This is a genomic window from Sinorhizobium sp. 7-81, assembly GCF_030124405.1.
In the GTDB taxonomy this organism is placed as follows: domain Bacteria; phylum Pseudomonadota; class Alphaproteobacteria; order Rhizobiales; family Rhizobiaceae; genus Sinorhizobium; species Sinorhizobium psoraleae.
Genome location: NZ_JASKLT010000012.1, coordinates 22,955 through 47,337 on the forward strand (window position 1 = coordinate 22,955; position 24,383 = coordinate 47,337).

22 protein-coding genes and 1 pseudogene are annotated in these 24,383 nt (G+C 62.3%); 16 read left to right on the forward strand and 7 right to left on the reverse strand.

Annotated features, from left to right (window positions below):
• Positions 1-56 precede the first annotated feature (56 nt).
• Positions 57-899 (reverse strand): phosphonate ABC transporter ATP-binding protein, encoded by an 843-nt coding sequence (phnC, locus tag QN224_RS26975; RefSeq protein WP_283979123.1) that lies wholly within the window; start codon positions 897-899, stop codon positions 57-59.
• 250 nt (positions 900-1,149) lie between these two features.
• Between phnC and QN224_RS26980 the strand changes: the two genes are divergently transcribed.
• The 11 genes and pseudogenes from QN224_RS26980 (at position 1,150) to minE (ending at position 9,775) form a co-directional block, all read left to right on the forward strand.
• Positions 1,150-1,647, forward strand: a complete 498-nt coding sequence (locus QN224_RS26980; protein ID WP_283979124.1) for a DUF305 domain-containing protein — start codon at positions 1,150-1,152, stop codon at positions 1,645-1,647.
• Between the two features lie 217 nt (positions 1,648-1,864).
• Positions 1,865-2,248 (forward strand): hypothetical protein, encoded by a 384-nt coding sequence (locus QN224_RS26985; RefSeq protein WP_283979125.1) that lies wholly within the window; start codon positions 1,865-1,867, stop codon positions 2,246-2,248.
• 89 nt (positions 2,249-2,337) lie between these two features.
• On the forward strand, positions 2,338-2,565 hold the full coding sequence (locus QN224_RS26990) for a hypothetical protein (RefSeq protein WP_283979126.1): 228 nt from the start codon (positions 2,338-2,340) through the stop codon (positions 2,563-2,565).
• Positions 2,562-4,025, forward strand: a complete 1,464-nt coding sequence (locus tag QN224_RS26995; protein WP_283979127.1) for a TolC family protein — start codon at positions 2,562-2,564, stop codon at positions 4,023-4,025. The genes QN224_RS26990 and QN224_RS26995 overlap by 4 nt, the downstream gene beginning before the upstream one ends.
• A gap of 14 nt (positions 4,026-4,039) precedes the next feature.
• Complete coding sequence (locus QN224_RS27000) at positions 4,040-5,389, forward strand: copper oxidase (protein WP_283979128.1); 1,350 nt, start codon at positions 4,040-4,042, stop codon at positions 5,387-5,389.
• 39 nt (positions 5,390-5,428) lie between these two features.
• Positions 5,429-5,907 (forward strand): annotated as a pseudogene (locus QN224_RS27005) (plastocyanin/azurin family copper-binding protein).
• Between the two features lie 19 nt (positions 5,908-5,926).
• Positions 5,927-6,211, forward strand: coding sequence for a copper-binding protein (locus QN224_RS27010; RefSeq protein WP_283979129.1), 285 nt, complete (start codon positions 5,927-5,929; stop codon positions 6,209-6,211).
• 83 nt (positions 6,212-6,294) lie between these two features.
• The gene (locus QN224_RS27015; protein ID WP_283979190.1) at positions 6,295-7,587 is read left to right on the forward strand and encodes an adenylate/guanylate cyclase domain-containing protein; all 1,293 of its coding nucleotides are present in this window, start codon (positions 6,295-6,297) and stop codon (positions 7,585-7,587) included.
• 327 nt (positions 7,588-7,914) lie between these two features.
• Positions 7,915-8,667, forward strand: coding sequence for a septum site-determining protein MinC (minC, locus tag QN224_RS27020; RefSeq protein WP_173512389.1), 753 nt, complete (start codon positions 7,915-7,917; stop codon positions 8,665-8,667).
• 32 nt (positions 8,668-8,699) lie between these two features.
• On the forward strand, positions 8,700-9,515 hold the full coding sequence (gene minD / locus QN224_RS27025; RefSeq protein ID WP_269285671.1) for a septum site-determining protein MinD: 816 nt from the start codon (positions 8,700-8,702) through the stop codon (positions 9,513-9,515).
• Positions 9,512-9,775 carry a cell division topological specificity factor MinE gene (minE, locus tag QN224_RS27030; RefSeq protein WP_173512391.1) on the forward strand — a complete coding sequence of 88 codons (264 nt, stop codon included), beginning with the start codon at positions 9,512-9,514 and terminating at the stop codon, positions 9,773-9,775. Before minD ends, minE begins: the two co-directional genes overlap by 4 nt.
• Positions 9,776-9,993: 218 nt before the next feature.
• Here minE and QN224_RS27035 read toward each other — a convergent pair whose 3' ends face one another.
• Both QN224_RS27035 and QN224_RS27040 read right to left on the reverse strand, forming a co-directional pair.
• Complete coding sequence (locus QN224_RS27035; RefSeq protein ID WP_283979130.1) at positions 9,994-10,413, reverse strand: DUF3775 domain-containing protein; 420 nt, start codon at positions 10,411-10,413, stop codon at positions 9,994-9,996.
• 184 nt (positions 10,414-10,597) lie between these two features.
• Complete coding sequence (locus QN224_RS27040) at positions 10,598-11,431, reverse strand: universal stress protein (protein WP_283979131.1); 834 nt, start codon at positions 11,429-11,431, stop codon at positions 10,598-10,600.
• Positions 11,432-11,681: 250 nt separating this feature from the next.
• Between QN224_RS27040 and QN224_RS27045 the strand changes: the two genes are divergently transcribed.
• Positions 11,682-13,247 (forward strand): bifunctional aminoglycoside phosphotransferase/ATP-binding protein, encoded by a 1,566-nt coding sequence (locus tag QN224_RS27045; protein ID WP_283979132.1) that lies wholly within the window; start codon positions 11,682-11,684, stop codon positions 13,245-13,247.
• Between the two features lie 121 nt (positions 13,248-13,368).
• Here QN224_RS27045 and QN224_RS27050 read toward each other — a convergent pair whose 3' ends face one another.
• Together QN224_RS27050 and QN224_RS27055 are read right to left on the reverse strand one after the other, a co-directional pair.
• Entirely contained in the window at positions 13,369-15,570 is a 2,202-nt protein-coding gene (locus QN224_RS27050) for a copper-translocating P-type ATPase (protein ID WP_283979133.1), read from the reverse strand.
• A gap of 207 nt (positions 15,571-15,777) precedes the next feature.
• The gene (locus tag QN224_RS27055; RefSeq protein WP_283979134.1) at positions 15,778-16,797 is read right to left on the reverse strand and encodes a LacI family DNA-binding transcriptional regulator; all 1,020 of its coding nucleotides are present in this window, start codon (positions 16,795-16,797) and stop codon (positions 15,778-15,780) included.
• 183 nt (positions 16,798-16,980) lie between these two features.
• Between QN224_RS27055 and QN224_RS27060 the strand changes: the two genes are divergently transcribed.
• From QN224_RS27060 to QN224_RS27075, 4 genes are all read left to right on the forward strand, one after another.
• The gene (locus QN224_RS27060) at positions 16,981-17,511 is read left to right on the forward strand and encodes a gluconokinase (RefSeq protein WP_283979135.1); all 531 of its coding nucleotides are present in this window, start codon (positions 16,981-16,983) and stop codon (positions 17,509-17,511) included.
• 385 nt (positions 17,512-17,896) lie between these two features.
• Positions 17,897-20,560: a LuxR family transcriptional regulator gene (locus QN224_RS27065; protein WP_283979136.1), complete on the forward strand. Its 2,664-nt coding sequence runs from the start codon at positions 17,897-17,899 to the stop codon at positions 20,558-20,560.
• Between the two features lie 190 nt (positions 20,561-20,750).
• On the forward strand, positions 20,751-21,119 hold the full coding sequence (locus QN224_RS27070) for a hypothetical protein (protein ID WP_283979137.1): 369 nt from the start codon (positions 20,751-20,753) through the stop codon (positions 21,117-21,119).
• Positions 21,120-21,454: 335 nt separating this feature from the next.
• Entirely contained in the window at positions 21,455-21,871 is a 417-nt protein-coding gene (locus QN224_RS27075) for a c-type cytochrome (RefSeq protein ID WP_283979138.1), read from the forward strand.
• Positions 21,872-22,326: 455 nt separating this feature from the next.
• On the opposite strand, the gene QN224_RS27080 is transcribed toward QN224_RS27075, so the two are convergent.
• Together QN224_RS27080 and QN224_RS27085 are read right to left on the reverse strand one after the other, a co-directional pair.
• Positions 22,327-23,934 (reverse strand): MFS transporter, encoded by a 1,608-nt coding sequence (locus QN224_RS27080; protein WP_283979139.1) that lies wholly within the window; start codon positions 23,932-23,934, stop codon positions 22,327-22,329.
• On the reverse strand, positions 23,931-24,380 hold the full coding sequence (locus QN224_RS27085) for a DoxX family protein (RefSeq protein WP_283979140.1): 450 nt from the start codon (positions 24,378-24,380) through the stop codon (positions 23,931-23,933). The genes QN224_RS27080 and QN224_RS27085 overlap by 4 nt, the downstream gene beginning before the upstream one ends.
• Between the last annotated feature and the right edge of the window lie 3 nt (positions 24,381-24,383).

Genomic DNA, 24,383 nt, shown 5'->3' on the forward strand with positions numbered 1-24,383 from the left:
GGTCACTATGGGTCAAAAGGGGTGCCCTTGACGCGGGCCTTCGATCCTGGCGTGCCTCAGAGGCCGGCCAGTGCCAGCGGCTTGAAGCCGGCCGATGCCGTTTGTTCCTGCGGGGCTGCCGCGGGAATATTGATGCTTGTCGAGGTCATCGATTCCTCGATTGCGGTGTCCGCACCGTAGATCTCGGCGACCGCCGAGGCGGTCAGGTCCTTCGGTTGCCCGTCGAAGACGACCCGCCCATGCGCCATGCCGATGATCCGCTCGCAGTAGTTCCGCGCGGTGTCGAGTGTGTGCAGGTTGGTGATGACGGTGATGCCGTCGCGCTCGTTTATGTCGCGCAGCGCATCCATGACGATCTTGGCGTTGAGCGGGTCGAGTGAAGCGATCGGCTCGTCGGCAAGCAGCACCTTCGGCTGCTGCATCAGGGCGCGGGCGATCGCAACGCGCTGCTGCTGGCCGCCGGAAAGCGTGCCTGCCGGCTGCAACGCCGTCTGCTCGATGCCAAGGCGTTCGAGCGCCCCGATCGCCATGATCCGCTCTTCACGCGTGAACATGTTGAGGATGCTTAAAGCCGTCGAACGGTGGTTGAGACGGCCGAGCAGGACATTTGTCAGCACGTCGAGACGCGGCACGAGGTTGAACTGCTGGAAGATCATGGCGCAGTCGCGCTGCCAGTTGCGTAGCGCCGCACCACGGAGCGAGGACACTTCCGTGCCGCCGAATTCGATCGAACCGGACGAAAGATCTACCAGCCGGTTGATCATGCGCAGCAGCGTCGACTTGCCGGCGCCCGAGCGGCCGATGATGCCGACCATCTGTCCCTGCGGGATGTCGAAGGTAACCGAGCTGACGGCTGTTTTCGTGCCGAACCGGCGGGTTACATTCTTCAACTGAAACATTGGCAGCAGTTCCTTTTTAGGGGGACCGGTCATCGGTATGACACCTGCCATATCGGCGCTTCATGAACGCCAAATGTCAGTTTCTTGTCGTTTCTGTAACAGTTCACAGCCGCGAGTAGGCGGGGCTCTTCAAATCGATCAGAGAGAGATACCGGCTTGCAAGGTCAGAAACCTGGTAGCCTTTTGGAACGAACGAGCGTTCCCCCCGGTTGCTACGGCTGTCGAGGATTGCAGCAAGCGGAGGATCGTCATGAAAGATCGGGGCAAGGAGCCGATGCAGCACCATGACACGGCGGCCCACCAGTACCTGATGTTCGCCGTCAACATGGTTCTCAGTCTGGTCGTGATGTACTTCGTGATGTTCTCCATGATCGACAGCTGGGCCGATTTCCGCAATAACCTCAACACGTTCTACATGGCGCTGACGATGGTCGCTCCAATGGGCATCATCATGCTCGCGACCATGAGCGGGATGTACAGGAACAGGGGCCTGAACGTGGGCCTTTATCTCGGCCTCGTTGCCCTCTTCGTTGTGGCGTTTGCGGGAACGCGCATGCAGGCTCTGATCGACGACCGTCAGTTCATCGCCTCTATGATCCCGCATCATTCGGGAGCGATTCTGATGTGTCGTGAAGCAAATCTCGCGGACGAGGAGCTGGTCGACCTGTGCAATCAAATCTCCCAAGGGCAGCGCAGGGAAATCGAGCAAATGGACGCGATTAGAGCGAGACTGGGCAAATCCCGCTGATTGACGGGCGGCAGGGCACGACCCGCCAAGAATCTCCAATCCGGCCATTGGCCATTTTTCCCGCTTGACCTTACCATCGTTGGAACCCTTACACCGATAGTCAGCATGGCATCGACGGCGCGACCGGGCCGCTGCGATGCCGTGTGATAGGCGCGAGTCGTTCATCTATACGAACCGATAATTGACAACGTCGGGACCGATGTTAGTCCAGTGAGGCATGGGTATGTTTCGAATCACATTGCAGAAGATGCTGATTCTGATCCGCTTGGCGATTGTCGTGTCACTGGCGGGATACTCCGTGCCGACCGCCTCCGCCGCAACGCATGGGGCGTGGCCCGATCTCGAAATCTCCCAATCCGTCCACCAGCACCACGAGGTCGCGAGTGGCGACCATCTGCATGGCGATCACGACCAGTCCTCCCCTGACGACGCCCAGAAGCTGGCGAAGACCGACTGCTGCCAAGGCTTCTGCTTCAGCATGGCCATTGTAACCGACGCTAACCCGGTCGGCGGTCCGCGCGTTGCTTCCATCCGCGAGTTCGTCGACGACGCCCAGGCCACAGGCAAACTCCCGACGCTGCACCGCCCCCCGAATATCTGAGTAGGGCACACCCGTTTGCGGGTCGAATCCGTGCGTTCGCGAGCGTGATTTGCTCGAACGCCGCTGCAATCTCCTATTCGGATATAACCATGAGACCTTTGTTTTTCGTGGTCGCACTGCCGCTGCTTGCCAGCGGATGCGCTGCCACATTGCCTCCCGATATCATTGCTTCGGGCGATCTTGCCGCCTCCCAGGCAGGAGTCCGCCCCCTCAGATATACGAGCCCGGTCTCGGGCTACACCCACCGTGTCCCGGTCGATCCCAAACGGTGGCGCGACCAGAATGACGCGCAGTCTCCGGAGGGAGGCGCGTCATGATCAGAAACAACTTGAAACTGACTGCAGTGCTCGGCCTTCCGCTGATGCTCGGCGGCTGTGTCTCGACCCAAGAGTATGCGGCGAACAATGCTGGGTTCGCCTCTGTCGAGGCGAAAATGGCCGAGGCCACCGGCAAGCAGACCGTCTGGGTGCAGAACCAAGAGCAAGCCCGCGCCGTCTCCGACCGGGTGACGACACTGATGGCGAAGAAGACGGTCGATGTCGAGACGGCGGTTCAGGTGGCGCTTCTCAACAACAAGGGTCTGCAGGCGGCCTATGCGGACCTCGGCGACTCGGCCGCCGACGCCTGGCAGTCCACTATGCTCGTCAATCCGACCGTCTCTGTCGGGCTTACGGGCATCGGCACACCGGGGCTCGAAGCGTTCAAGACCGTCGAAGGCATGATCGCCAACAACATCCTGGCGCTCGCCACGCGAGACCGGAACATTGCCATCGCAGACACCCGCTTCCGGCAGGCGCAGTTGAACGCGGCGCTGCGCACACTGCGGCTCGCCGCTGATACCCGTCGCGCCTGGATCAATGCCGTCGCGGCCTGGGAAACGGTCGGCCAGCTTAACCAGGCGCAGGCCGCGGCGGATGCGGCCTCCGAACTTGCACAGGAACTCGGCAAGAGCGGCGCGCTGACGAAAGAAGGTCAGGCCCGCGAGCACGTCTTCTACGCTGAGTTGGCGGGACAGACGTCAAAGGCGCGGCTGGAGGCGCGGCTCGCCAAGGAAGAGCTGACGCGACTGATGGGGCTCTGGGGCTCAGGCATCGACTATCAGGTTCCGAACCGTCTGCCCTCCCTGCCGAAGGGTCTGATGAAGCGTGATCTGATTGAGGCGGAAGCGTTGCAGCGGCGCGTCGACCTGCAGATGGCAAAGCTCGACCTGGAAGCAACGGCCAAGTCCTACAAGCTGACGGAAGCGACCCGCTACGTCACAGACCTCGAGCTTCTCGCCGGCTTCGAGACGGAACGGGAGAAGGAGGACGGCGAGGTTAAGACCGAGACGACCGGCCAGGCGGAACTCGAGGTCGTCATCCCGATTTTTGACAGCGGCAAGGCCCGGATGCGCAAGGCGGAACTCGCCTATATGCGGGCGGCGAATCTTTTGGCGGAAAAGGCCGTCAACATCCGTTCCGAAGCGCGCTCCGCTTACCAGGCCTATCGCGCGAACTACGATATCGCTCGGCACTACCGCAACAGCGTCGTGCCGCTGCGCACCAAGATCGAGGAGGAATCTCTCCTCACCTACAACGCCATGATCACCAACACCTTCGAGCTGCTCGCCGACAGCCGCGAGAAGGTCAATGCGAACCTGCTTGCCGTCAACGCCAAGCGCGACTTCTGGCTGGCCGAGGCCAATCTCGCCCCCGCCATCTACGGCGGCGGCGCGGGTGCGGCCGCCGGGGGAACGGAAGTTGCGGCTGCCGCCGAAAGCGGCGGTGGCGGCCACTGAGAAAGGAACAGACGATGTTCAACAGAAGACAGTTACTCGGCGCGAGTGCCGCGCTGGTGTCGACCGCCGCCTGGGCGAAGACCTCCAACATGGGGCTGCCGGAGGCGGCTGTGATGGAGACGGCGCAGACGCAGCCGCCCCTCAAGCCGATTTCTGGGCCAGACTACAATCCCGTCGTCACGCTCAACGGCTGGACGCTCCCCTACCGGATGAACAACGGTGTCAAGGAGTTCCACCTCGTCGCCGAGCCGGTTGAGCGCGAGATGGCGGAAGGCATGACCGCCTATCTCTGGGGCTATAACGGGCAGTCGCCGGGCCCTACCATTGAGGCGGTCGAAGGCGACCGGGTGCGCATCTTCGTCACCAACAAGCTGCCGGAGCGTACGACGATCCACTGGCACGGCATGATCCTGCCGTCCGGCATGGATGGCGTCGGAGGCCTGACGCAGCCACACATCCCGGTCGGCAAGACCTTCGTTTATGAGTTCGACCTCGTGAAGTCGGGCACCTTCATGTACCACCCGCATTCCGACGAAATGGTCCAGATGGCGATGGGCATGATGGGCTTCTTCGTCGTCCATCCCAAGGACCCGACGTTCATGCCGGTAGACCGCGACTTCGTCTTCCTTCTCAACGCCTATGACATCGATCCCGGCTCCTACCTGCCGAAGATCATGGAAATGACCGACTTCAACATGTGGTGCTGGAACAGCCGCGTGTTTCCGGACATCAGCCCGCTCGTCGTTTCCAAGAACGACCGGGTGCGCGTCCGGGTCGGCAATCTCACCATGACCAACCACCCGGTTCACATGCACGGCTACGACTTCGAGGTCACCTGCACCGACGGCGGCTGGGTGCGCCCGGAGGCGCGCTGGCCGGAGGTCAGCATCGACATCCCGGTCGGTGCGATGCGCGCCTACGAGTTCGATGCCAAATACGTTGGCGATTGGGCGATCCATTGCCACAAGTCGCACCACACGATGAACGCGATGGGGCACGACATCCCGACCTTCATCGGCGTCGACAAGACGAAGGTCGCCGAGAAGATCAAGAAGCTCCAGCCGGAATACATGCCGATGGGCACCAAAGGCATGGCCGACATGGGCGAGATGGAGATGGAAATCCCCGAAAACACCATCCCGATGATGACCGGCTGGGGTCCGCACGGGCCCATCGAGATGGGCGGCATGTTCTCGGTCGTCAAAGTGCGCGAGGGCATCTCGGCGGGCGATTACGCCGATCCCGGCTGGTACGAAAACCCACCAGGCACCCAGGCCTGGGAATGGACGGGCGAGCTTCCCGACTGGACCAAGACCAAGGACGCGAAGACCCGGATCACGCCGAAGCATTCAAACCACGGGTGATCCCGAATGCCGATGTTCAACCAACTCAAGGACGACACCATGAAAGCTCAAATCTTTGGACTTCTCGTCGCCGCGCTCGCCACGCCGGCGCTCGCCTCCGGCAATCACGCAGGCGGGCACGACAAGGCAATGGCTGTCGGCGAACCCGGCAAGAGAGCCAACGCCGCCCAAGCGATCCAGGTCACGATGAACGAGACGGACGACGGCAAGATGATTTTCACGCCCTCGACCTTCAAGGTCCGCAAGGGCCAGACCGTCGCTTCGTGGTCAAGAACGCGGGCGAACTCGACCACGAGTTCGTGCTCGATCAGGAGGACAAGATCGTGGAGCACAGGGCGATGATGGAGAAGTTCCCGGAGATGGAACACGACGATCCGAACGCCATCCGCCTCGCCGCCGGAGAGTCCGGCGAGATCATCTGGAAGTTCACCAACGGCGGCACGTTCAAGATCGCCTGCCTCGTCCCCGGCCATTACGACGCGGGCATGCATGGCGACGTCACTGTCGCCGGAAAATAATTATTCGAAAGGAGCTGATATGAAAACGCTGATCAAACTTGCCCTGGCCTCCGCTCTCGCCATAGGTTCCGCCTACGGCGCTCTCGCCGCCGAGATCACCAAGGGTACCGTCAAGAAGGTCGACGCCAAGGCGAAGAAGGTGACGCTGATCCACGAGGAACTGAAGAGCCTCGACATGCCCGCGATGACCATGGTGTTCCGCGTCCAGGACGATGCCATCCTGGAGAAGCTGAAGGAAGGCGCGAACATTGAGTTCGTCGCCGAGCGCGTTGGCGGCAAGCTTACCGTTACTGAAGTCAAGTAAAGACGAAAGGACGCGTCCGCAAACGTGGTCGCGTCCGTCCATCCTCCGGACAGACGGGGAAAACCTAGCCTATGCGTTTCGATATGACGTCTTCGTTTCATCCTGAATGGGACTTCGCAAGAGAAATCCGCTCGATCCTCCTGCGGTTCGTTGCGTTCGCCATACTGCTCGCAAACGTCCTGCTTGCGGGCAACGAGGGGCGCGCGGGCACGCACGTTGTCGCAGTCGTCAGCTGTTTCATCATCAGCATCGCCGCGGTCGCGACCGCGCGATATATCCCCGGCCGCTCCTGGCTCAAGACTCTGTTCGTCGTTCTCGACGCCCTGCTGGTCGCGCTGATCCTCTACGCGCAAATCATCGCCGGACCGGTGACCGAGAACCATCACCTGACGACCACGAGCCTGATGGTGGCTTTCATCCTGCTCGTGAACGTCGGCCTGAAGCTCGAACGCCGTCTGGTGCTCGTCTTCGCCGCCATCGTCCTCGTCGCCTGGGTGTCCATGCTGGCGATCACGGCCGTCAGGAACCACATGGCCGATGCCGTGTCGCTGCTTACGTCCTTCTTCAATCAGGATCTTGGCCTAACCGTGAGCTTTGGATTCACCGCCTTCGCGATGTACCTGCTTGCGCGGGATCACGACCGGACGCGCAAAGAGGCACTGAAAGCGGATCAGCGGCGCCTCAATCTCTCGCGTTTCTTCTCGCCGTTCATTGTTTCGGAATTACAGGAGCGCGGCGAAACCGTCGGGCTGGAGCGCCGAAACGCGGCGATCATGTTCGTCGACCTGCGCGACTTCACCAGCTTCGCCGAAACTGTGTCCGCCCGGGAGCTGGCGTCCGTTCTCGCGGAATATCGCCAGCTCGTTTCCCAGACAATCTTCGGCTTTGGCGGGACGGTGGACAAGTTCATCGGCGACGGTGTCATGGCCGTTTTCGGACAGCCGCGGTCCGCGGAAGACGATGCGGACCGGGCGCTCGTATGCGCGCTCGCCCTGGTCGACGCACTGGCCGACTGGGGGAGGCAGGCCGCTCGGAATGGCTATCCCGTTCTCGATGCTGCAATTGGGCTGCACTATGGCACCGTCGTCGGCGGTGTCCTCGACAGCGGCTGTCACAGCGAGTTCACGGTGATCGGCGACGCGGTGAACGTGGCGCAACGACTTGAGATACTGGCCAAGTCGCTCGACGCCCCTCTTGTGGTCTCGTCGGAACTGCTGGCGCGGCTGCGAGAACCGGTACCGCCCGCCATGTGGATTTCGAAGTGCGGCGTTTCGCTGCCCGGGAGGCAGCTTCCCGTCGATCTCTCTTATCTGCGTCGGGAGCCCGGAGCGAGAGAGCTGCGCCGCACCAGCGGCGGCATGGCCGCGACCGACTGACAATGTGAGTAGGCGTCCGCTGCAGGGCGGCTACCTCGCCCTGCAAGCAAGCGCCGGCGATTCGTCGGCGATCGCGGGCGGCGAATCGAAGGGCGCTGAATTTCGGGACGAATGAGTGCCAGCGATTCCCGACGCGACCTGAGCGAGCGTCCGACGCCGAGATCGCCGCTGCAGCGGCAATTCATCGTTCTTGCCACGCGTTCCCTCACGCCTCCAATGACGTTTTTCCGCCGTCAAATCCGGCTCTCCAGCTTCATGCAGGGTGCCGCGATTAACCATTTGTTAACCACGGTTCACGTAAATCTTGGCAACCGAAAATTAACGTAGATGACCAAAGTGCTAACAGATACTCGCTCGATCCGTATCAAGGGCCGCTCATTCCTGGCGCTCGTGCTTTCTCCGGAGCTGCCTCTCGAGGGATGGCTTACCCGGCTCGACGACTTGGCTTCGCGTTCCGCGGGCTTCTTCCTGGGAAGGCCGGTCGTCCTCGACGTGGAAGATATCGAGATCGACCGAGCGCGGTTGAAAGACCTGATCGGCGAACTCGCGAAACGCAACGTGCGCATCATGGGGATCGAAGGCGGGCGCCCATCGCTGTTCGAGCCGGGCATGCCCCCGGCGATGAAGGGCGGCCGGCCCGCTCCGGATTTCGAGGTTCCGTCGGCCGAACAGGCCGCCGAATCGGCGAAATCCGGTCAGGGCAAGCCGGCAGAACCTGCCCTTCGCCCCGAGCCGCAGGTGGTCAGGGCAATGCCCTCGATCATCATCAAGGAGCCGGTCCGTTCCGGGCAGTCGGTGATCTTTCCCGAAGGTGACGTCACCGTCGTCGGGTCGGTTGCGTCGGGCGCGGAAATCATTGCCGGTGGCTCGGTTCACATCTACGGGACGCTGCGGGGACGGGCGCTCGCAGGATCCGTGGGCAATGCCTCGGCGCGCATCTTCTGCCGCAAGCTTGAAGCAGAATTGCTGGCAATCGACGGCGTCTACAAGACGGCCGACGACATGGCGCCACACCTTCGCGGGCAGGCCGTGCAGCTCTGGCTCGAAGGCGATTCAATCATGGCAGAGAGACTAAACTGAGCCGGCTGCCGGCCGGGAAACAGGAGTGCAAGATGGCGAAAGTAATCGTGGTTACATCGGGTAAAGGCGGCGTCGGCAAGACGACGTCTACCGCCGCACTCGGTGCGGCATTGGCGCAGAGAAACGAGAAGACGGTGGTCGTCGATTTTGACGTCGGCCTGCGCAATCTCGATCTGGTCATGGGCGCGGAGCGGCGAGTCGTTTATGACCTGGTCAATGTCATACAAGGCGACGCCAAGCTGCCGCAGGCACTCATCCGCGACAAGCGGCTCGAAACGCTCTTCCTGCTTCCGGCATCGCAGACCCGCGACAAGGACAGCCTGACGGCCGAGGGCGTCGAAAAGGTGATGGCCGAGCTGAAGAAGCACTTCGACTGGATCATCTGCGACAGCCCGGCGGGGATCGAACGCGGCGCCACACTTGCCATGCGCCACGCCGACATCGCCGTGATCGTCACCAACCCGGAAGTCTCGTCGGTCCGCGATTCGGATCGCATCATCGGTCTCCTCGACGCCAAGACGGAAAGGGCCGAGCGCGGCGAGCGGGTGGAAAAACACCTGCTGCTCACGCGCTATGACGCAGCCCGGGCCGAGCGGGGCGACATGCTGAAGGTCGACGACGTCCTTGAGATCCTGTCGATCCCGCTGCTCGGCATCGTGCCCGAGAGCATGGATGTTCTGCGCGCCTCCAACCTCGGCGCGCCGGTAACACTCGCCGACAATCGCAGCGCCCCGGCGCTTGCCTACCTCGACGCCGCACGCCGGCTCGCCGGCGAAACGGTGCCGATCACCATTCCGGGCGAAAAGCGCGGCCTGTTCGGCAAGATATTCGGACGGAGGGCAGCATGAGCATATTCCGCTTCTTTAACAAGCAGACCTCGGCGCCGACGGCGCGCGAACGCCTGCAGGTCCTGCTCGCGCATGAGCGGGCCTCGGTCGGTCACTCGGACCTGGTCGCGCAACTGCGGGAGGAAATCCTCGCGGTGATCGCCAAGCACGTCCAAGTCGACCGCGACAAGGTGAACGTGAAGATGGACCGCGGCGAACAGGTGTCGACACTGGAGGTCGATATCGAGATCCCGCTCAACGCGGGTGTGCGCGCGGCCTGATAGGGCCACAAGGCCTTCAATGAAGTCTCGGCCGGCGAAGAGCGGCCGAGACACCTGCTCGGCAACGCGGCCACCGAAGGCATCAAGGCCAAGACGTTCCCACCGTCGGTGGTCCGTGGGTCAACGCCTGTCGATTGTGCGCTGATGCGCAATCGCCGGATCGCCATCGACGCAGCGAGACTGGCGCGTACCGCCTATGGCAGGGCGCGAAAGAAACCCTAGAGGCGCCCCATTTCGTAGTCCTGACAAGACTCTCCGAATTCCGCCAGTGCCTCCTCCAGGTAATCCGCCAGCAGTGGTATCCCGAGAAGATAGGCGCCGGTTCGGTTGTTGTGAGCCTCGGCGGCCTGAGCACGGATGTCGTCCCAGTCTTCCAACTTACCGTCGCCGCGGCCCACCCACACCAAGGCCACCAGGTCGATCTGCTCGTCTTCGTTCAGCGCCCAGATGGCGCTCGCAAGTTCAGCCTCGACGGGATCGTCCGGTTGGTCCTCGAGCACCGAGGCCATGTTATCATCCGTGGCATTGGATGCCGGATCGGGTTCCGTCATCCCATCCTTGACGTCGAATTCGCGGGCCTTGACTATGAAATAGCAGACTTTTTCGGGTGAAATCGACAGGTCCCAAGCTTCGCTCATTGGTGATCCTCCAACTTGCGTCGTCTGCTATCATCTCCGTCCGGAGCGCAGACGTGTCATTCCGAAGAGTATCGCTCCCGTCCGGGATCGCCAATTTTACCAGACCCTTCCTGTCTCGGTGGTGATCCTGACGCGGGTCGCAGTTCTCAGCCCGGCGGCGGCTGACCTTAGCGGCTCGGCACACTCAACGGGCCATGAAAAGGGGGATGGCGGCATCGTCGAGCATCGTTTTAGTAACCCCGCCGAAGATCAGTTCGCGCACCCGCGAATGCCCGTATGCCCCCATGACGATCATGTCGGCGGAGATGTCGACGGCATGCTGCTGCAACACGCTCGCGACAGGACGGCCCGCACTCGGCAGTTTATCGACCGTCACGTTGATGCCGTGGCGGGTGAGATAGGCGGCGACATCGGCGCCGGGCTCCTCGCCACTTTTCGCGGAAGATGCCTCCGGATCGACCAGGGTTACATGGACCGCGGCCGCCGTCGTCATGATTTCGAGCGCCTCGCGCGCCGCGCGTGCGGCTTCCGCGCGGGAGTCCCACGCAAGCAAGACCGTCTTCGGTCGAAGACTTGGCCGCTTGTCGCCGGGGATAAGCATGACCGGGCGCATTGCCTGAAAGAGGCTGCCGTTGATCACTTGCCGCTTTAGATCCGCGTGCTGCAGAACGCTTGATCCTATTAGCACAAGATCAGCGTAGAGCGCGCGGTCGCCAATCTCGCGATCCGCCGTTCCGGCCTCTGCGTAGATGCCATCGATGTCGAAGGAGTTACCGGTGCGCGAAACTATTTGGCGAGCATGTTCTACGGCTGTCTCAAGCGTTTCACGGTCGCGATCGCGTTGTTCCAACCATATTGTGGAAGCGGACACATATTCTCCGATCGGCGGTGGAGGAGCCATCGCAACGACGAGGACGGAAAGATGGGCACCCTGTTGGCCGCAGAGATCGGCTGCCGTTTGCAGATCGTTGTCGGAATTGTCGACTCCGATGACGGTAAGGATCGTCTTGAAGGACATGAGCGTTACTCCCTTGAAGAGTTGGTTGCGCTTTCCGGTTGTCAGCTTAAGCGAGGAAACGCATCCTTCATTGCGCGGTATCAAGCCGCGCGGGCACGCCGATCGATCGTGCCGTGGCTTCCGCCGCCTTGCGGGCTATCCCGCGGGCTTGCCGTTGCTCCCGGTGGTCCTGCCGTGGTTGATCGACGTCAATGAGGCCGATCCTGAAACGGCGTTCCATGACGCGGTGAATGAAAACAGGAGACCATACATGATAGCGGAAGACCAGACCGCGGTGGTCACCTTTCTGAGCGCTCCCGCTTCTCATGGCGCGACCGAGCCGATCGAAACGATGGAGACGCATATTTCCCGTATCTTCCTTGTCGGCCAGCGGGCCTTCAAGTTGAAGCGTGCGGTCAAGCTGCCCTATGTCGATTTCTCGACGGCCGCGCTGCGGCTCGAAGCCTGCCGGAAGGAAGTGGAGCTGAATTCTGCGACTGCGCCAGGGCTCTATCTCGGCGTCCGGCGAATTACCCGCGAGAAGGATGGCTCTCTGGCTTTTGATGGCGACGGGGAGTTGACGGAGTCAGTCGTGGAAATGACGCGTTTCGAGCAGCAAGCGCTGTTCGATCGAATGGCGGTCGAGGGCAGGTTGACCCCCGAGCTCATGACACTGGCTGCGCAGATGATCGCGCGCTTCCATCGCGCGGCGCCGGTGGTTCATGAAGGGGGAGGTGCCGCCAATATTGGCGCGGTCCTTCGCATCAATGCCGCGGGATTTGCGACGAGCAAGGTCTTCCAGCCGGACGAACTCGCCGCGTTCAACCTGGCGTTCGAGCGGGAACTCGCGCGTCACGCGACATCGCTCGACCGTCGCGAAGCTGCCGGAAAGGTCCGGCGCTGCCATGGCGATCTGCACCTGCGCAACATCTGTCTGTTCGATGGCTTGCCGCGGCTGTTCGACTGCATCGAGTTCAACGATCAGATCGCCACGATCGACACGCTTTACGATCTTGCCTTTCTGCTGATGGATCTCTGGCACCGCGGTTTCCCGGAACTCGCCAATCTGGTCATGAATCGCTACCTGGACGGTGCGGACGACGAGGACGGATTCGTGCTTCTGCCGTACCTGATGGCAATTCGCGCGGCCGTCAGAGCGCACGTCACCGCCACGCAGGCGGAGGAAAGCGGGAAAACGTCGGCGAAACTCATTGCCGAAGCAAGATCCTACTTCGATCTGGCGCTCGCGCTGATCAAACCCGTGCCGGCGCGGCTGATCGCCATCGGGGGCTTCAGCGGCTCTGGCAAGACGACGGTGGCAGAGACACTGGCTGCCCAGATCGGTGCGCCGCCCGGCGCCAGAATTGTCGAAAGCGATCGCATCAGAAAGGCCATGCACGGTGTTCCCGCGGAAACCAGACTACCGCCTTCTGCCTACCGTCCCGAAATATCGGAAAAGGTCTATCGCGAGATGGCGCATCGTGCCCGCTCGATCCTGACTGCAGGAGGCACGGTGATCGTCGATGCGGTCTTCGACAGGGCGGGCAATCGCAACCTGATGGAAAAGGTTGCCCGGAAGCTTGGTGTCCCGTTCACGGCCGTCTGGCTGGATGCCGCGCCGGCGCTCTTGCGTGATCGCGTTGCCTCTCGAAGCGGTGGGCCTTCGGATGCAAACCTCGAGGTCCTGTCAGGACAACTGGCGCGCGGCAGCGGTGAGACAGCCTGGCCGCGGCTCGACGCCGCTCGAGGCGCGCAACAAGTCGCTCTGGAGATTTTGAGCCTTCCGCAAAAGCCGGCACAGACACAAGCGCGACCTGCGCCTTCGAAGGAGCCTTAAAAAACAATAGCAGGAAGTGCTTAAAGGTGCCCGGAATTGCATCGTTTCAAGAATGTTGAAGTGCTTTAGAAAAGCGATCTAACCATTTGAAACGTCGCAATTCCGCGCTGTCCACTTCCAACTATATCCGCGCTCTTCTTAGTCTTAGAGCATTACCGATGACGCTGACGGAGGACAGCGCCATGGCCGCGGCCGCGATGATCGGCGACAGAAGAAGCCCAAAGAGCGGATAAAGGACGCCGGCGGCAACGGGCACCCCTGCAGCGTTGTAGATGAAGGCGAAGAACAGATTCTGCCGGATGTTCTTCATCGTGGCGCGACTGAGCTGCCGTGCCCGTGCGATGCCCTGAAGATCGCCCTTCAGCAACGTTACTCCGGCGCTCTCGATCGCGACGTCCGTTCCCGTGCCCATCGCGATGCCGACATCGGCCGCGGCAAGGGCAGGGGCGTCGTTCACCCCGTCTCCGGCCATGGCGACGATCCGACCCTCGCGGCGCAAGCGCGCGACGATTTCGCTTTTATGCTCCGGCAGGATTTCAGCCTCGACCTCCTTGATGCCAAGCCTCTTGGCGACGGCATAGGCGGTGGTCTTGTTGTCGCCGGTCAGCATGACGATCCGCACACCGTCACCGAGCAGCGCCCGTACGGCAGCGGGTGTCGTCGACTTGATCGGGTCTGAGATCGCGATTAGTCCGCCGACTTCGCCATCGACAGCCACAAAGATCACAGTGGCGCCTTCGCCTCGTAGAGCCTCCGCCTTTTCCTTGAGAGCGGAAACGTCCACTTTTTCTTCGGTCATTATCCGATGGCTGCCGATGACGAGCTTGCGTTCGTCGACGGAGCCGGTCACGCCCTTACCGACCGGACTATCGAAATCTTCTGCCTCGCCAAGGTCCAGGCCGTGTTCATTGGCGGCCTCTACGATTGCCGCGCCGAGCGGATGCTCGCTTGCGCGTTCCAGGGTGGCGGCCAAACGCAGCAATTCGGCTTCGGAGAACCCGTCCGCAACCACGATCGACGTCACTTTGGGTTTGCCCTCCGTCAGGGTTCCGGTTTTGTCGACCACGAGCGTGTCGACCTTCTCGAAGCGTTCCAGGGCTTCGGCGTTCTTGATCAGCACGCCGAGACGGGCGCCCCGTCCGACTCCGACCATGATCGACATCGGGGTGGCGAGGCCGAGAGCGCAGGGGCAGGCGATGATGAGCACGGCAACTGCGGCGACAAGTCCGTGGGCGAAGCGCGGCTCGGGTCCGATCGCCATCCACGTAGCAAACGCGATGACGGCAATCGCGATCACGAGGGGCACGAACCAGCCGGAGACCTCGTCGGCGAGACGCTGGATCGGCGCGCGCGAGCGCTGCGCATCCGCAACCATGCGCACGATCTGCGACAGCATGGTATCGCTCCCGACTTTCCCCGCCTCCATGATGAAACCGCCCGTACGGTTCATCGTGCCGCCGATGAGGCTGGCGCCAGCCTCCTTGGTGACGGGCATCGATTCTCCCGTGATCATCGATTCATCGACCGAACTGCGCCCCTCCATCAGGGTGCCGTCGACCGGGATCTTCTCGCCCGGGCGGACCCGCAGCCGGTCCCCGACGGCGACGGCTTCGAGCGGCACATCTTCGTCTTTACCATCGCTGCGGATGCGGCGCGCTGTCTTGGGTGCGAGATCCAGAAGCGCACGGATAGCACCTCCCGTCTGTTCGCGCGCCCGCAGTTCCAGCACCTGTCCGAGCAGCACAAGCACCGTAATGACGGCGGCGGCCTCGAAGTAGACCGCGATCGAGCTATCGGCTGCGCGGAAGGTTGTGGGGAACAGGCCGGGGGCCGCGGTCGCGACCACGCTGTAGAGCCAGGCAACGCCCGTTCCCATCGCGATCAGCGTGAACATGTTGAGGCGCCGGTTGACGATGGATCGCCATGCCCGCTCGAAGAATGGCGCGCCCGCCCACAGGACAACCGGTGTTGCGAGGAGGAGTTGCAGCCAGTTCGATGTCCGCGGCCCAAACAGCATGTGCAGATCGGTGAGGTGCCCGCCCATCTCGAGGACAAGCACCGGTATCGTCAGCACCAGTCCGATCCAGAACCTGCGCCTCATGTCGACGAGTTCGGCCCTCGGCCCGGTATCCGCCGTCGCCACTTCCGGCTCAAGCGCCATGCCGCAGATCGGGCAATTGCCCGGTCCGATCTGGCGCACCTGCGGATGCATGGGGCAGGTATAGACGACGCCTTCAGCCTTTTTCGTCTCCGGACCTGCACCGCGATCTGGCCCCGCGGCGCTCTCCTTCACGTGATGATGATGATGCTTGTGATCGCCCATTGGATACGACTCCATTGGTGAACGTCCGTCGGGAGCATGCCGCAGATCCCCGAGATCGGAAGGTCGGAGCTCGTCGGCGCGCAGCGTAGCAGTGTTCGACGGCCGTCCCGAGAGCTGTTGCAGGACATCATTCCGGAGGCTGTATGATACACGCGATGGCCGTGGAGAGACCAGCGCTCGCGATGTTCGCCTCGACACGAGTCCCTGTCAGCTGCTCTCGCGAACAACAAGTTCAAATTCCAGGTCGACCGTCCTGTCGGGAACTTCAGCGCCCGCAAGCAGTGCCAGCATCAAGTGCGCCGCATGTTTGCCGACAGCTTCTCTGGGGGTGCGGATCGAGGTCAGCCGCGGAACGATATGAGCCGACATCGGCAGGTCGTTGAAGCCAACGAAAGCAATTCGATCCGGGACCGCTATGCCCTGGCGCTGGGCTTCAAAGATCGCGCCATATGCGAGATCATCGTTGCAAAAGAAGATGCCGTCGACGTCCGGATGCTGGCGCAGCAGCCTGCCGAAGAGCTCGCCACCGAGTCCGACGGACGAGGCTTCCGGCACCATAATTTCCAGCGCCGGATCCAGCACGCCCGCTTCGGCGAGTGCACGCTTGAACCCTTCGCCGCGTTGCAAGACGCGGGCGTCGAGCTGAGCGGCGACGTAGGCGAGCCGGCGCTTTCCCCTCGCTAGAAGATGCCGCGCCACGACGGCTCCGGCGTCCTCCTGCGAGAAACCAACGCAAAAGACGTCTTCGGCTTGCGTGAGTTCCATCATGTGGACGCAAGGAACCTTGCTCGCTTCGAGCAGGTGCAGGGATGCCTCCGTGCGATCGAAGCCGGTGAGCAGGATCCCGCAAGGCTGAAAGGCAAGATAGTTGCGAATGAGCTCCTCTTCCTCCTCCCGGGAATAGTGGAAATTCCCGATCAGGACCTCGTAGCCGCGTGGGCGAAGAACATTGTGAATGGCCTCGAGCGTTTCGATGTACAGCTGGTTCGAGAGTGCGGGAACGAGCACGATGACCGATTGGCTGCGCGCCGAGGCCAGCGTCCGCGCGGCCGGGTTCGGCACATAGCCCAGCGCTTTCGCGGCTTCTCGTATCTTCGACACCAATCCCGGATCGACAGTCGGAACGTCGCGCAGCGCGCGCGAGGCTGTGATCTGCGAGACGCCAGCAATTCGCGCAACCTCGGCAAGTGTCGGACGGCCGGTGGCGCGGGAGGGATCTTTGCGCATCGTGGTTTGAGGCTTGCCAATAAGAATCCGCTTCGATAAGACAGCGCTACCTTACGAGGAATATGATCTCGCCGCTAGGAGATTGACCGGCGATTCCCGGGATTTTGATTCCAGTCACCTCCGTGCCCATGGGCATGGAGGTGTTTTTATCAGGCTGAGACAGCGCTGTCTTGGGAGGAGACTATGGCTGAGCAAATACGCGGTATTGTCGTGATGGGTGTGGCGGGCTGCGGAAAGAGCAGCGTCGGCGCCGCCATTGCCGCTCTGTACAGCGGTCGCTTGATTGAGGGCGATGCTTTTCACCCCACCGCCAATATTGACAAGATGAGCGCCGGCGTACCCCTCACCGACGAAGATCGGCACGGCTGGCTTTGCCGCCTCAGCGAGGAAGTCGCCGCGGCACTTGCCGCCGGGGAGCGCCCGGTTCTCACCTGTTCGGCGCTCAGAAAAAGCTACCGTGACCTGCTACGGCAGGGTGAGCCGCGGCTTGGCTTTGTCTTTCTGGATCTGGCACGCGACGTGGCGGCGGAACGCGTTGGCAAGCGTCCGGGTCATTTTATGCCGGCAAGTCTCGTTCAAAGCCAGTACCAGACGCTCGAGCCCCCCTATCAGGAACCGCTGACACTTGCAGTCGATGCAAGTCTGCCCTTGGAGGCGATCGCCGAACAGGCCGTTCAATGGTGGCGAGGGGCCAACGAAACGGCTGGTACCTGAAATCTTTCAAGCGACGGTATTTAAAAGCGGCCTTGTGCTGATCCTGTTGTTGTCGCTGGTTGTCTGATCCTGTTGGGAAAGCTCATCTATTCCTGACGCGTGTGATCGAGCGGATGTGATGATCCGGCCCAACATTGCGGCTCGGCTAGAAATTGTCCTTCGGCGAACCTGCGGTTCGCGAGCGGTAATAATTCAGGTGTACTCAAACCTGCGCGCGCTCCGGTTTCAGTGTGGAGGGCCGGAGCAACCGCAAGAGGATTACTCGGAATCTCCGTCGCGAAAAGTCAAAAGTAATATCAATTATTGACGGAACGCCGCCCTAAACTCGCGCAAACCTTATCGTGCAAAGCTGATCTTCTTGTTATACTCGCGAGGGGGTTTCATGATGCTGCTCGATCGAGAGGGTCCACTCGAAGCTTTGCTGACCGCAGTGCGGAACGCGGCGTCCGGACACGGCAGCATCGTGCTGCTCGAAGGCGAAGCCGGGATTGGCAAGACCTCTCTCCTGCGCGAGTTCGCGGAGCATGCGGATAATGGTTGCCGGGTACTATGGGGCTGGTGCGAGGCACTTTTCACCCCGTGCCCGCTCGGGCCTTTGCAGGACATGGGGCAATTGCTCGATGCGCGCGTGGCAGCCCTGCTCGATCAGGCCGCTCCGCCGGAACGGCTCTTTCCGGCACTGTTGAACGCACTCCAGCAAGCCGGGGATGCGATCGTACTCATCTTCGAGGATGTGCACTGGGCTGACAACGCGACGCTCGACTTCGTGAAATATCTCGGGCGCCGCATTTCCCTACTTCGCACCGTGCTGGTGCTCAGTCTGCGCAACGATGAAATCGGCGCCGATCACCCCCTGACGCATGTGCTCGGCGATCTGCCGTCCGCGTCGGTCGCGCGCATAGCGCTTGAACCGCTGTCCCCCAAAGCTGTGGCGGTATTGGCCGGGCAGGCGGGCCGCTGTGCCGCCGATCTCTATCGCGTTACGGAGGGTAATCCCTTTTTCATCACGGAGCTTTTGGCAAGCGGTGAGACCGAGCCAGGGCGCGTACCGGATTCCATACGCGATGCGGTCTGGGCGCGCCTTTCCCGGCTGACTGCGGGCGAGCGTGAAGTGCTGGAGGTTATGAGCATCGTGCCGGGCAGCGTAGAGCCTTGGCTGATCCGGACTTTGCTCGGTGTCGAGGCCGAAGCACTTGTGGACCAATGCGTGGCGCGCGGATTGTTGCGTCGAGACGACCAGGGCGCCCTGACGTTTCGACATGAACTTGCCCGGCAGGCGACGCTCGATCGGCTGCCCCCTAGCGTCCAGCGCTCGCTCCATGCAAAGGTGGAGGCGGCAATATCGCAGCTCCTCACGGCACACGCGTCCGCCTTGCTTTCACGCCGGCTGCACCACGCCGCCGGCGCCGATGACGGGGCGCGCGTTCTCGAACTCGCACCACAAGCTGCGGCTCGCGCGGCGCGCCTCGGCTCCCATGGGGAGGCGGTCTCATATCTGGCGACGGCTCTCAGATATGTCACGCAAGCCACACCGGAACTGGCCGCGCAGCTTTACGAGGACTGGGCCTACGAGGCGGGACTGGCGCTGCTTGTCTACGAACCGGTGATCGAGGCGCATCATCGCGCCATCGCGATCTGGCGCGAACTCGGACGCAACGACAAGGTCGGTCTTAATCTGCGCAGGCTGTCGCGCCTGCATTGGCGCCGCGGCGAGGGCCAGCCGGCGGAGGACTACGCAGACCAGGCGATACGCGAAGCCGAGAGTCTGCCGCCCGGATCGGAGCTGGCAATGGCCTATAGCACGCGCTCTCAGCTCCATATGCTGCACTATCGCTTTGACGAAGCGATCGAGTGGGGGCTGCGCGCGATCTCGCTCGCCGACCGCCTGGGCGAGATCGAAACACGCGTTCACGCCTTGAACAATGTCGGCACCGCGCTGCTTTTTGCCGACCGTCCGGGCGGCCGCGAGCGGCTGGAGGAAAGTTTGGCCTTGGCGCTCGAGCACGGATTTCATGACCATGCTGCACGAGCCTACACCAACTTCGCGGAATGCGCGGTGGTGTCCAAGGACTTCGCCTTGGCCGAACGCCTGCTCGCCGAAGGCATTGCGTTCTCCACCAGGCACGATCTCGATTCAGCAGCGCAATACCTGCTCGGCCGGCAAGCCCAGCTCCGCATGGAGCAGGGCCGTTTTCGCGAAGCCGAGATCATTGCCCAGGGCGTCATGAATCTGGAACGCCTGCCGATGGTCATGCACCTGCCGGCTCTCACCGTACTCGGCAGGGTGCGCGTGCGACTGGGCGAACCCGGCAGCCTGGAGCTTCTCCAGCAGGCGCTCCAGGAGGGATTGGCGACCGGCGAGCCCCAGCGGATCGTGCCGGTCCGCCTGGCTCTGGCCGAGGCGGCCTGGCTTGCCGAAGACCGTGGCGCCGGCCATGAGCAGTTGAGTGCCGTTGCGGCGATGGATCTCGACAACTTCCGTCCGTGGGATTTCGGCGAACTGGCAGTCTGGTGGCGGCAATGCGATATGCCCACACCGCTGCCGGCAACGACGGTAGGCATTCCTTTGCGGTGGTCTGCCGAGTTTGGCGGCGATCCGCTGGTGGCAGCAAGGGAATGGGATCGCCTCGGACTTCCCTATGAAGCGGCGCTTGCCCTGATGCAGGTTCGCGGAGCCGATGCCGGGCAGGCATTGGCTCGCGCCGTCACGATCTTCGAGTCGTTGGAGGCGCGTCCGGCGGCTGCGCTTGCGCGAAAGCAGGCGCAACGCCTGGGTGTTGCGGGCGAGCTGCCGAAAACGCGTAGAGGGCCATACGGGGCCGCTCGCCGTCACCCGCTCGGTTTGACGCGGCACGAACAACAAGTGCTCGCCTTGATCGCTGCGGGCATGAGCAACAAGGAAGCCGCCCAGCGCTTGTCGCGATCGCCGCGCACGATCGAGCATCAGGTTTCCGCGGTGCTCGGCAAATTCAACGCCGCCAACCGGATGGAAGTCCTCCTGCGCCTGCGCGGCGAGCCATGGCTCCTGTCAGCGGCCGACGCTCTGTGATTGTCGAAAAATAGGCAAGCTCGTGAAATTTAGGGGATCGGTCGCCAGGAAATTGGGCGATCGCACCGATGTGCCTGAGCTTCTCGCCGCATAGGCTGACCTTGTCACCATGGGAACAGACTGCACGGTGACGATGGGGACATACTATTCAAAATACAGACAGTCGATGGCTCGCGGAGGAGGAATAGCGATGACCAGGCGTTCTACGACATTTGCAATGGCCTTGCTCGCCACAACGAGCGTTGCCACGGCGTCGGATCTGGCGCCGGGAAACGGTCACAGCATTCACCTCGGCCGCTTTGATGGTGCTGTCTATTACACGGTCGAGAAAGACGGCTACCGAGTGGTTGCGACCGTGGCCTCCGGGGGGGAAGCGCAGCCGATCCGCTTCGTTTCCACGCTCGGGCCCGGGCAGCGTCTGATGATCTCCGTGCCTCAAGCCGTCGGCCAGCCGTCAGCCGATTTCGAGATCACGCGTGATGGCGACGTTCTTTCCGTGCGCGAACCCGGCGTAGCTCCAATCGACAACATTGCGACCAGCGCTGTACTAGAGGAGTAACGATCCTCCTGGCTAGTTCCAGGCGCCTACCAAGGCAAGAGCTTCGGCAAACGGGGGACACGATGCTCTATACACTCGTTATGTTGGTCTGTCTGGCGGATGCACCCCAGGCCTGCGAGGTCCGCGAGCAGATTGTCGGGGATTTGGCCGCACATCCTGGTGCGGCTTTCATGCAGGCGCAGCCATTAGTCGCGCACTGGATCGAGCAACATCCCCGCTATTTCGTGCAGCGGTGGAGGCTCTTGCCGGATCTGAGGACCTGAGATCGCTTGCGCAGACCCGAACCGATCACATCCGGCTTGCCCGGCCGCGAAGCGCCTTCGAGGCAGCGGAAGATGCGTCCATTGCGGCACCCGGTTCTGTTCGCCATCGTCGTCTGGGGTTTTACGGTCGTTTCCGGGGGATATTTCCAGGAGGCCGCAGCGGCTGACAAGTTCTTTCGGGTCGTCGACGGCAAGGTCGATGCGCGCACCTATAACGGCTACCGGCGCTACCATGCCGGCTGCAACCATTGCCACGGCCCCGACGGAGTCGGCTCGACTTTCGCGTCCTCTCTCGTCGACCGACCGCGTGACATCGAGCAGTTCAGGCGCGTCGTTCGCGACGGCCAGAGCAGTAGCGGCACCTCGCTCATGAGAGGGTTCGCCGACGATCCCAATTTCGCTCCTTATATCGATGACATCTATGCCTATCTGCAGGCCCGCGCCGACGGCGCGCTCGGCCGCGGGCGGCCTAAAAGGCTGGAGCCGTAAAACCGCCTCGAAGCTCGGGGCAATCCCGATTCCGGGTATTTCGTCCTGGAAAGACCGGTCTTGGCAATGCCTGCGAATACTGCCCGGGTTCCCGGTCGCCACGTTTCTCATGCAAACTTTGGAATAGATGCAGTTCTATAAATTCAATTCTTGCCGACCCGTCGGCCTGCTAATTTTTAGAATGCCTAACGACAGCCGCCGGAGGGGAAGAGCTGCTATCGATGTTGAATACGCGACTTTTTTATCTTGCACTTATGATCATCTTGTCGCTCATCACGCAGGCCGCGTTGTTTTACGGTCTCTATTTGCTTCTGACATCCTGAAGCCGATGGTTGGCGACTACAGCGCCGCGCGTCTAGACGCGCAAAGGACGCTGTAGCACTTTGAATCGGCGCATGTTTTTATCCTTAAATCGGCTACGATTTACGGAAACATGCAGTGACCATTTGCCTGCTCTAACCGCGACGATTGTCGGGCGCCTGGTTGACGGTGATGAAGTGGCGCACCACGGGCGCCTCAGGTCCCTGCTGGAAGCGGAGGACATCCTTCTGGACATCGGCGTCCGCCTTGGAAACGCGCCGATGTTGCCTGAGGTGCTCGGCCCAGGACTCGACCATGAACCATTCGACGATCCGTTCGGGATCGGCCGCGTCTTCGGTCACGCCCCAGCTATAGGCGCCATCGCGCCGCCGCTCCTGCGACAGGCGATGGATGGCGTCGAGGAATCCATTCCTGTCCTCTCTTGCGACCCGGTATTCGATGAGGATCATCACCGGGCCGCGGTCATTCTCGATGGGTTCTGCAGTAAGCGGCTCCGGCCAATGGTTGGAAGCGACGAGATCGGCATCGCCTCTCGGGAGCTTGAGCGGGTGGAAGAGCAAGCCGACGGTGAACAGGCCTGCGGCCCCGATGATCAAGGTGAGAGGAACGCCCGCCGCCTCGGCAACGAGACCCCAGGCAAGGCTGCCGATCGTCATTGCACCGTTGAACACGGTCAGATAGACCGCAAGCGACCGTCCGCGAACCCAGTTTGGCAGGATCGATTGCGCGGCGCCGTTGAGTGTCGTCAGGGCCGTGATCCATGCGGCGCCGAGGGCGAGAAGCACCACGGGCGCCAGCCATTGCGGGGGTGCGAACGAGAGCCCTGCCATCACCGCAGCCGTAACGGCCGCCGCGCCGAGAAGCAGCTTGTCGGCGTCGAAGCGGGCGCGCAGTTTCGGCATCAGGACGGCGCCTCCGATCGCACCGGCGCCGACAGCGCCGAGCAATATGCCGTAGAAGCCGGCATCACCGCCGAGCAGGTTGCGGGCAACCAGCGGCAGCAGCGCCCAGACCGCGCTCGAGAATGCAAAGAAGACGGCGGCCCGCAGCAGGACGACGTGGAGCTCGTGGCTGGCTTTGGCGTAGCGCAGGCCGGCGCGGAAGGCGCCGGCGAATCTTTCCGAAAGCGCGTCCTCGGCATCGGGCGGGCGTTTCCACCAGACGAGCGCGGCGATGACGAAAAGATAGCTGATGACATCGACGCCATAGGTCACGGCGGCGCCAAACCATGCGAGCAGCAGCCCGCCCACCGCCGGCCCGATCGATCGCGCGATGTTGATGCCCAGCGAATTCAGTGCGACGGCGCTCTTGACGTCCTTCCTGTCGACCAGTTCGGGCACGATCGCCTGCCAGGTCGGCGCCATGAGCGCGGCGCCGACGCCGCCGGCGAAGGTCAAGGCGATCAGCGAACTGACCGACTGGAGCCCCGTTGCCGAAAGGAGCAACAGGCAGATGCTGACGCCGGCAAGCACCAGCTGAATGACGATCAGGAATCTGCGGCGGTCGAGAATATCCGACAGTACGCCGGCAGGGATCGCCAGGAGGAAGATCGGAAGCGTGCCCGCCGCCTGGATCATGGCGACGGCGGCGGGGGCGGGCGAAAGATCAGTCACCAGCCATGCGCTTGCGACGTCGCGGATGAAGCTGCCGGTGTTGCCGATGACGGTCGCGATCCAGAGCGTCGCAAAAACCTTCTGGCGAAGCGGTGCGAAGCCGCTCGAAGGGGCGGTAGCGTCAGTCATGATTGAGCGGCCCTCCGCTCGTGAAGGTCCTGCCATGCAACGATCAGGAAGGCGCCGGCGAGACCCAGATGCTCGAAGAACGCATTGGTCGTCATCGAGCGCTCCATCCCGTGTGGCAGCTCCCAGAAACGCAGGGCGATGAAGGTCGCGGCAAGCGTGAAGGCGGCGAGCGCCAGCGCGGCAAGCCAGCGGAAGAAGCCGGCGAGGATCATCGCCGAGGCGGCGAGCTCGAACACGATGACGGCGACGGCGAAGAAGAGGGCCGGCTGCAAGCCGAAGTGGTTCATCTCGGCAATCGCCCCGCCGAAGTCGAAGATCTTCGTCAAGGGCCCCTGGATATAGGCAGAGCACAGGGCAAGCAGCGCGACGAACCGCAAGCCCGGTGTGCTGAACAGCGGCCTTGCGCGGGCCGCGAGCCGGTTTTCGATCGTCGAAGCCGATGTCATCGT

What these genes read in the sequence shown, in the direction of transcription:
- phnC (WP_283979123.1), bottom strand. Translation starts at nt 899, where the DNA reads ATGTTTCAGTTGAAGAATGTAACCCGCCGGTTCGGCACGAAAACAGCC.
- QN224_RS26980 (WP_283979124.1), top strand. Translation starts at nt 1,150, where the DNA reads ATGAAAGATCGGGGCAAGGAGCCGATGCAGCACCATGACACGGCGGCC.
- QN224_RS26985 (WP_283979125.1), top strand. Translation starts at nt 1,865, where the DNA reads ATGGGTATGTTTCGAATCACATTGCAGAAGATGCTGATTCTGATCCGC.
- QN224_RS26990 (WP_283979126.1), top strand. Translation starts at nt 2,338, where the DNA reads ATGAGACCTTTGTTTTTCGTGGTCGCACTGCCGCTGCTTGCCAGCGGA.
- QN224_RS26995 (WP_283979127.1), top strand. Translation starts at nt 2,562, where the DNA reads ATGATCAGAAACAACTTGAAACTGACTGCAGTGCTCGGCCTTCCGCTG.
- QN224_RS27000 (WP_283979128.1), top strand. Translation starts at nt 4,040, where the DNA reads ATGTTCAACAGAAGACAGTTACTCGGCGCGAGTGCCGCGCTGGTGTCG.
- QN224_RS27010 (WP_283979129.1), top strand. Translation starts at nt 5,927, where the DNA reads ATGAAAACGCTGATCAAACTTGCCCTGGCCTCCGCTCTCGCCATAGGT.
- QN224_RS27015 (WP_283979190.1), top strand. Translation starts at nt 6,295, where the DNA reads ATGACGTCTTCGTTTCATCCTGAATGGGACTTCGCAAGAGAAATCCGC.
- minC (WP_173512389.1), top strand. Translation starts at nt 7,915, where the DNA reads ATGACCAAAGTGCTAACAGATACTCGCTCGATCCGTATCAAGGGCCGC.
- minD (WP_269285671.1), top strand. Translation starts at nt 8,700, where the DNA reads ATGGCGAAAGTAATCGTGGTTACATCGGGTAAAGGCGGCGTCGGCAAG.
- minE (WP_173512391.1), top strand. Translation starts at nt 9,512, where the DNA reads ATGAGCATATTCCGCTTCTTTAACAAGCAGACCTCGGCGCCGACGGCG.
- QN224_RS27035 (WP_283979130.1), bottom strand. Translation starts at nt 10,413, where the DNA reads ATGAGCGAAGCTTGGGACCTGTCGATTTCACCCGAAAAAGTCTGCTAT.
- QN224_RS27040 (WP_283979131.1), bottom strand. Translation starts at nt 11,431, where the DNA reads ATGTCCTTCAAGACGATCCTTACCGTCATCGGAGTCGACAATTCCGAC.
- QN224_RS27045 (WP_283979132.1), top strand. Translation starts at nt 11,682, where the DNA reads ATGATAGCGGAAGACCAGACCGCGGTGGTCACCTTTCTGAGCGCTCCC.
- QN224_RS27050 (WP_283979133.1), bottom strand. Translation starts at nt 15,570, where the DNA reads ATGGGCGATCACAAGCATCATCATCATCACGTGAAGGAGAGCGCCGCG.
- QN224_RS27055 (WP_283979134.1), bottom strand. Translation starts at nt 16,797, where the DNA reads ATGCGCAAAGATCCCTCCCGCGCCACCGGCCGTCCGACACTTGCCGAG.
- QN224_RS27060 (WP_283979135.1), top strand. Translation starts at nt 16,981, where the DNA reads ATGGCTGAGCAAATACGCGGTATTGTCGTGATGGGTGTGGCGGGCTGC.
- QN224_RS27065 (WP_283979136.1), top strand. Translation starts at nt 17,897, where the DNA reads ATGCTGCTCGATCGAGAGGGTCCACTCGAAGCTTTGCTGACCGCAGTG.
- QN224_RS27070 (WP_283979137.1), top strand. Translation starts at nt 20,751, where the DNA reads ATGACCAGGCGTTCTACGACATTTGCAATGGCCTTGCTCGCCACAACG.
- QN224_RS27075 (WP_283979138.1), top strand. Translation starts at nt 21,455, where the DNA reads ATGCGTCCATTGCGGCACCCGGTTCTGTTCGCCATCGTCGTCTGGGGT.
- QN224_RS27080 (WP_283979139.1), bottom strand. Translation starts at nt 23,934, where the DNA reads ATGACTGACGCTACCGCCCCTTCGAGCGGCTTCGCACCGCTTCGCCAG.
- QN224_RS27085 (WP_283979140.1), bottom strand. Translation starts at nt 24,380, where the DNA reads ATGACATCGGCTTCGACGATCGAAAACCGGCTCGCGGCCCGCGCAAGG.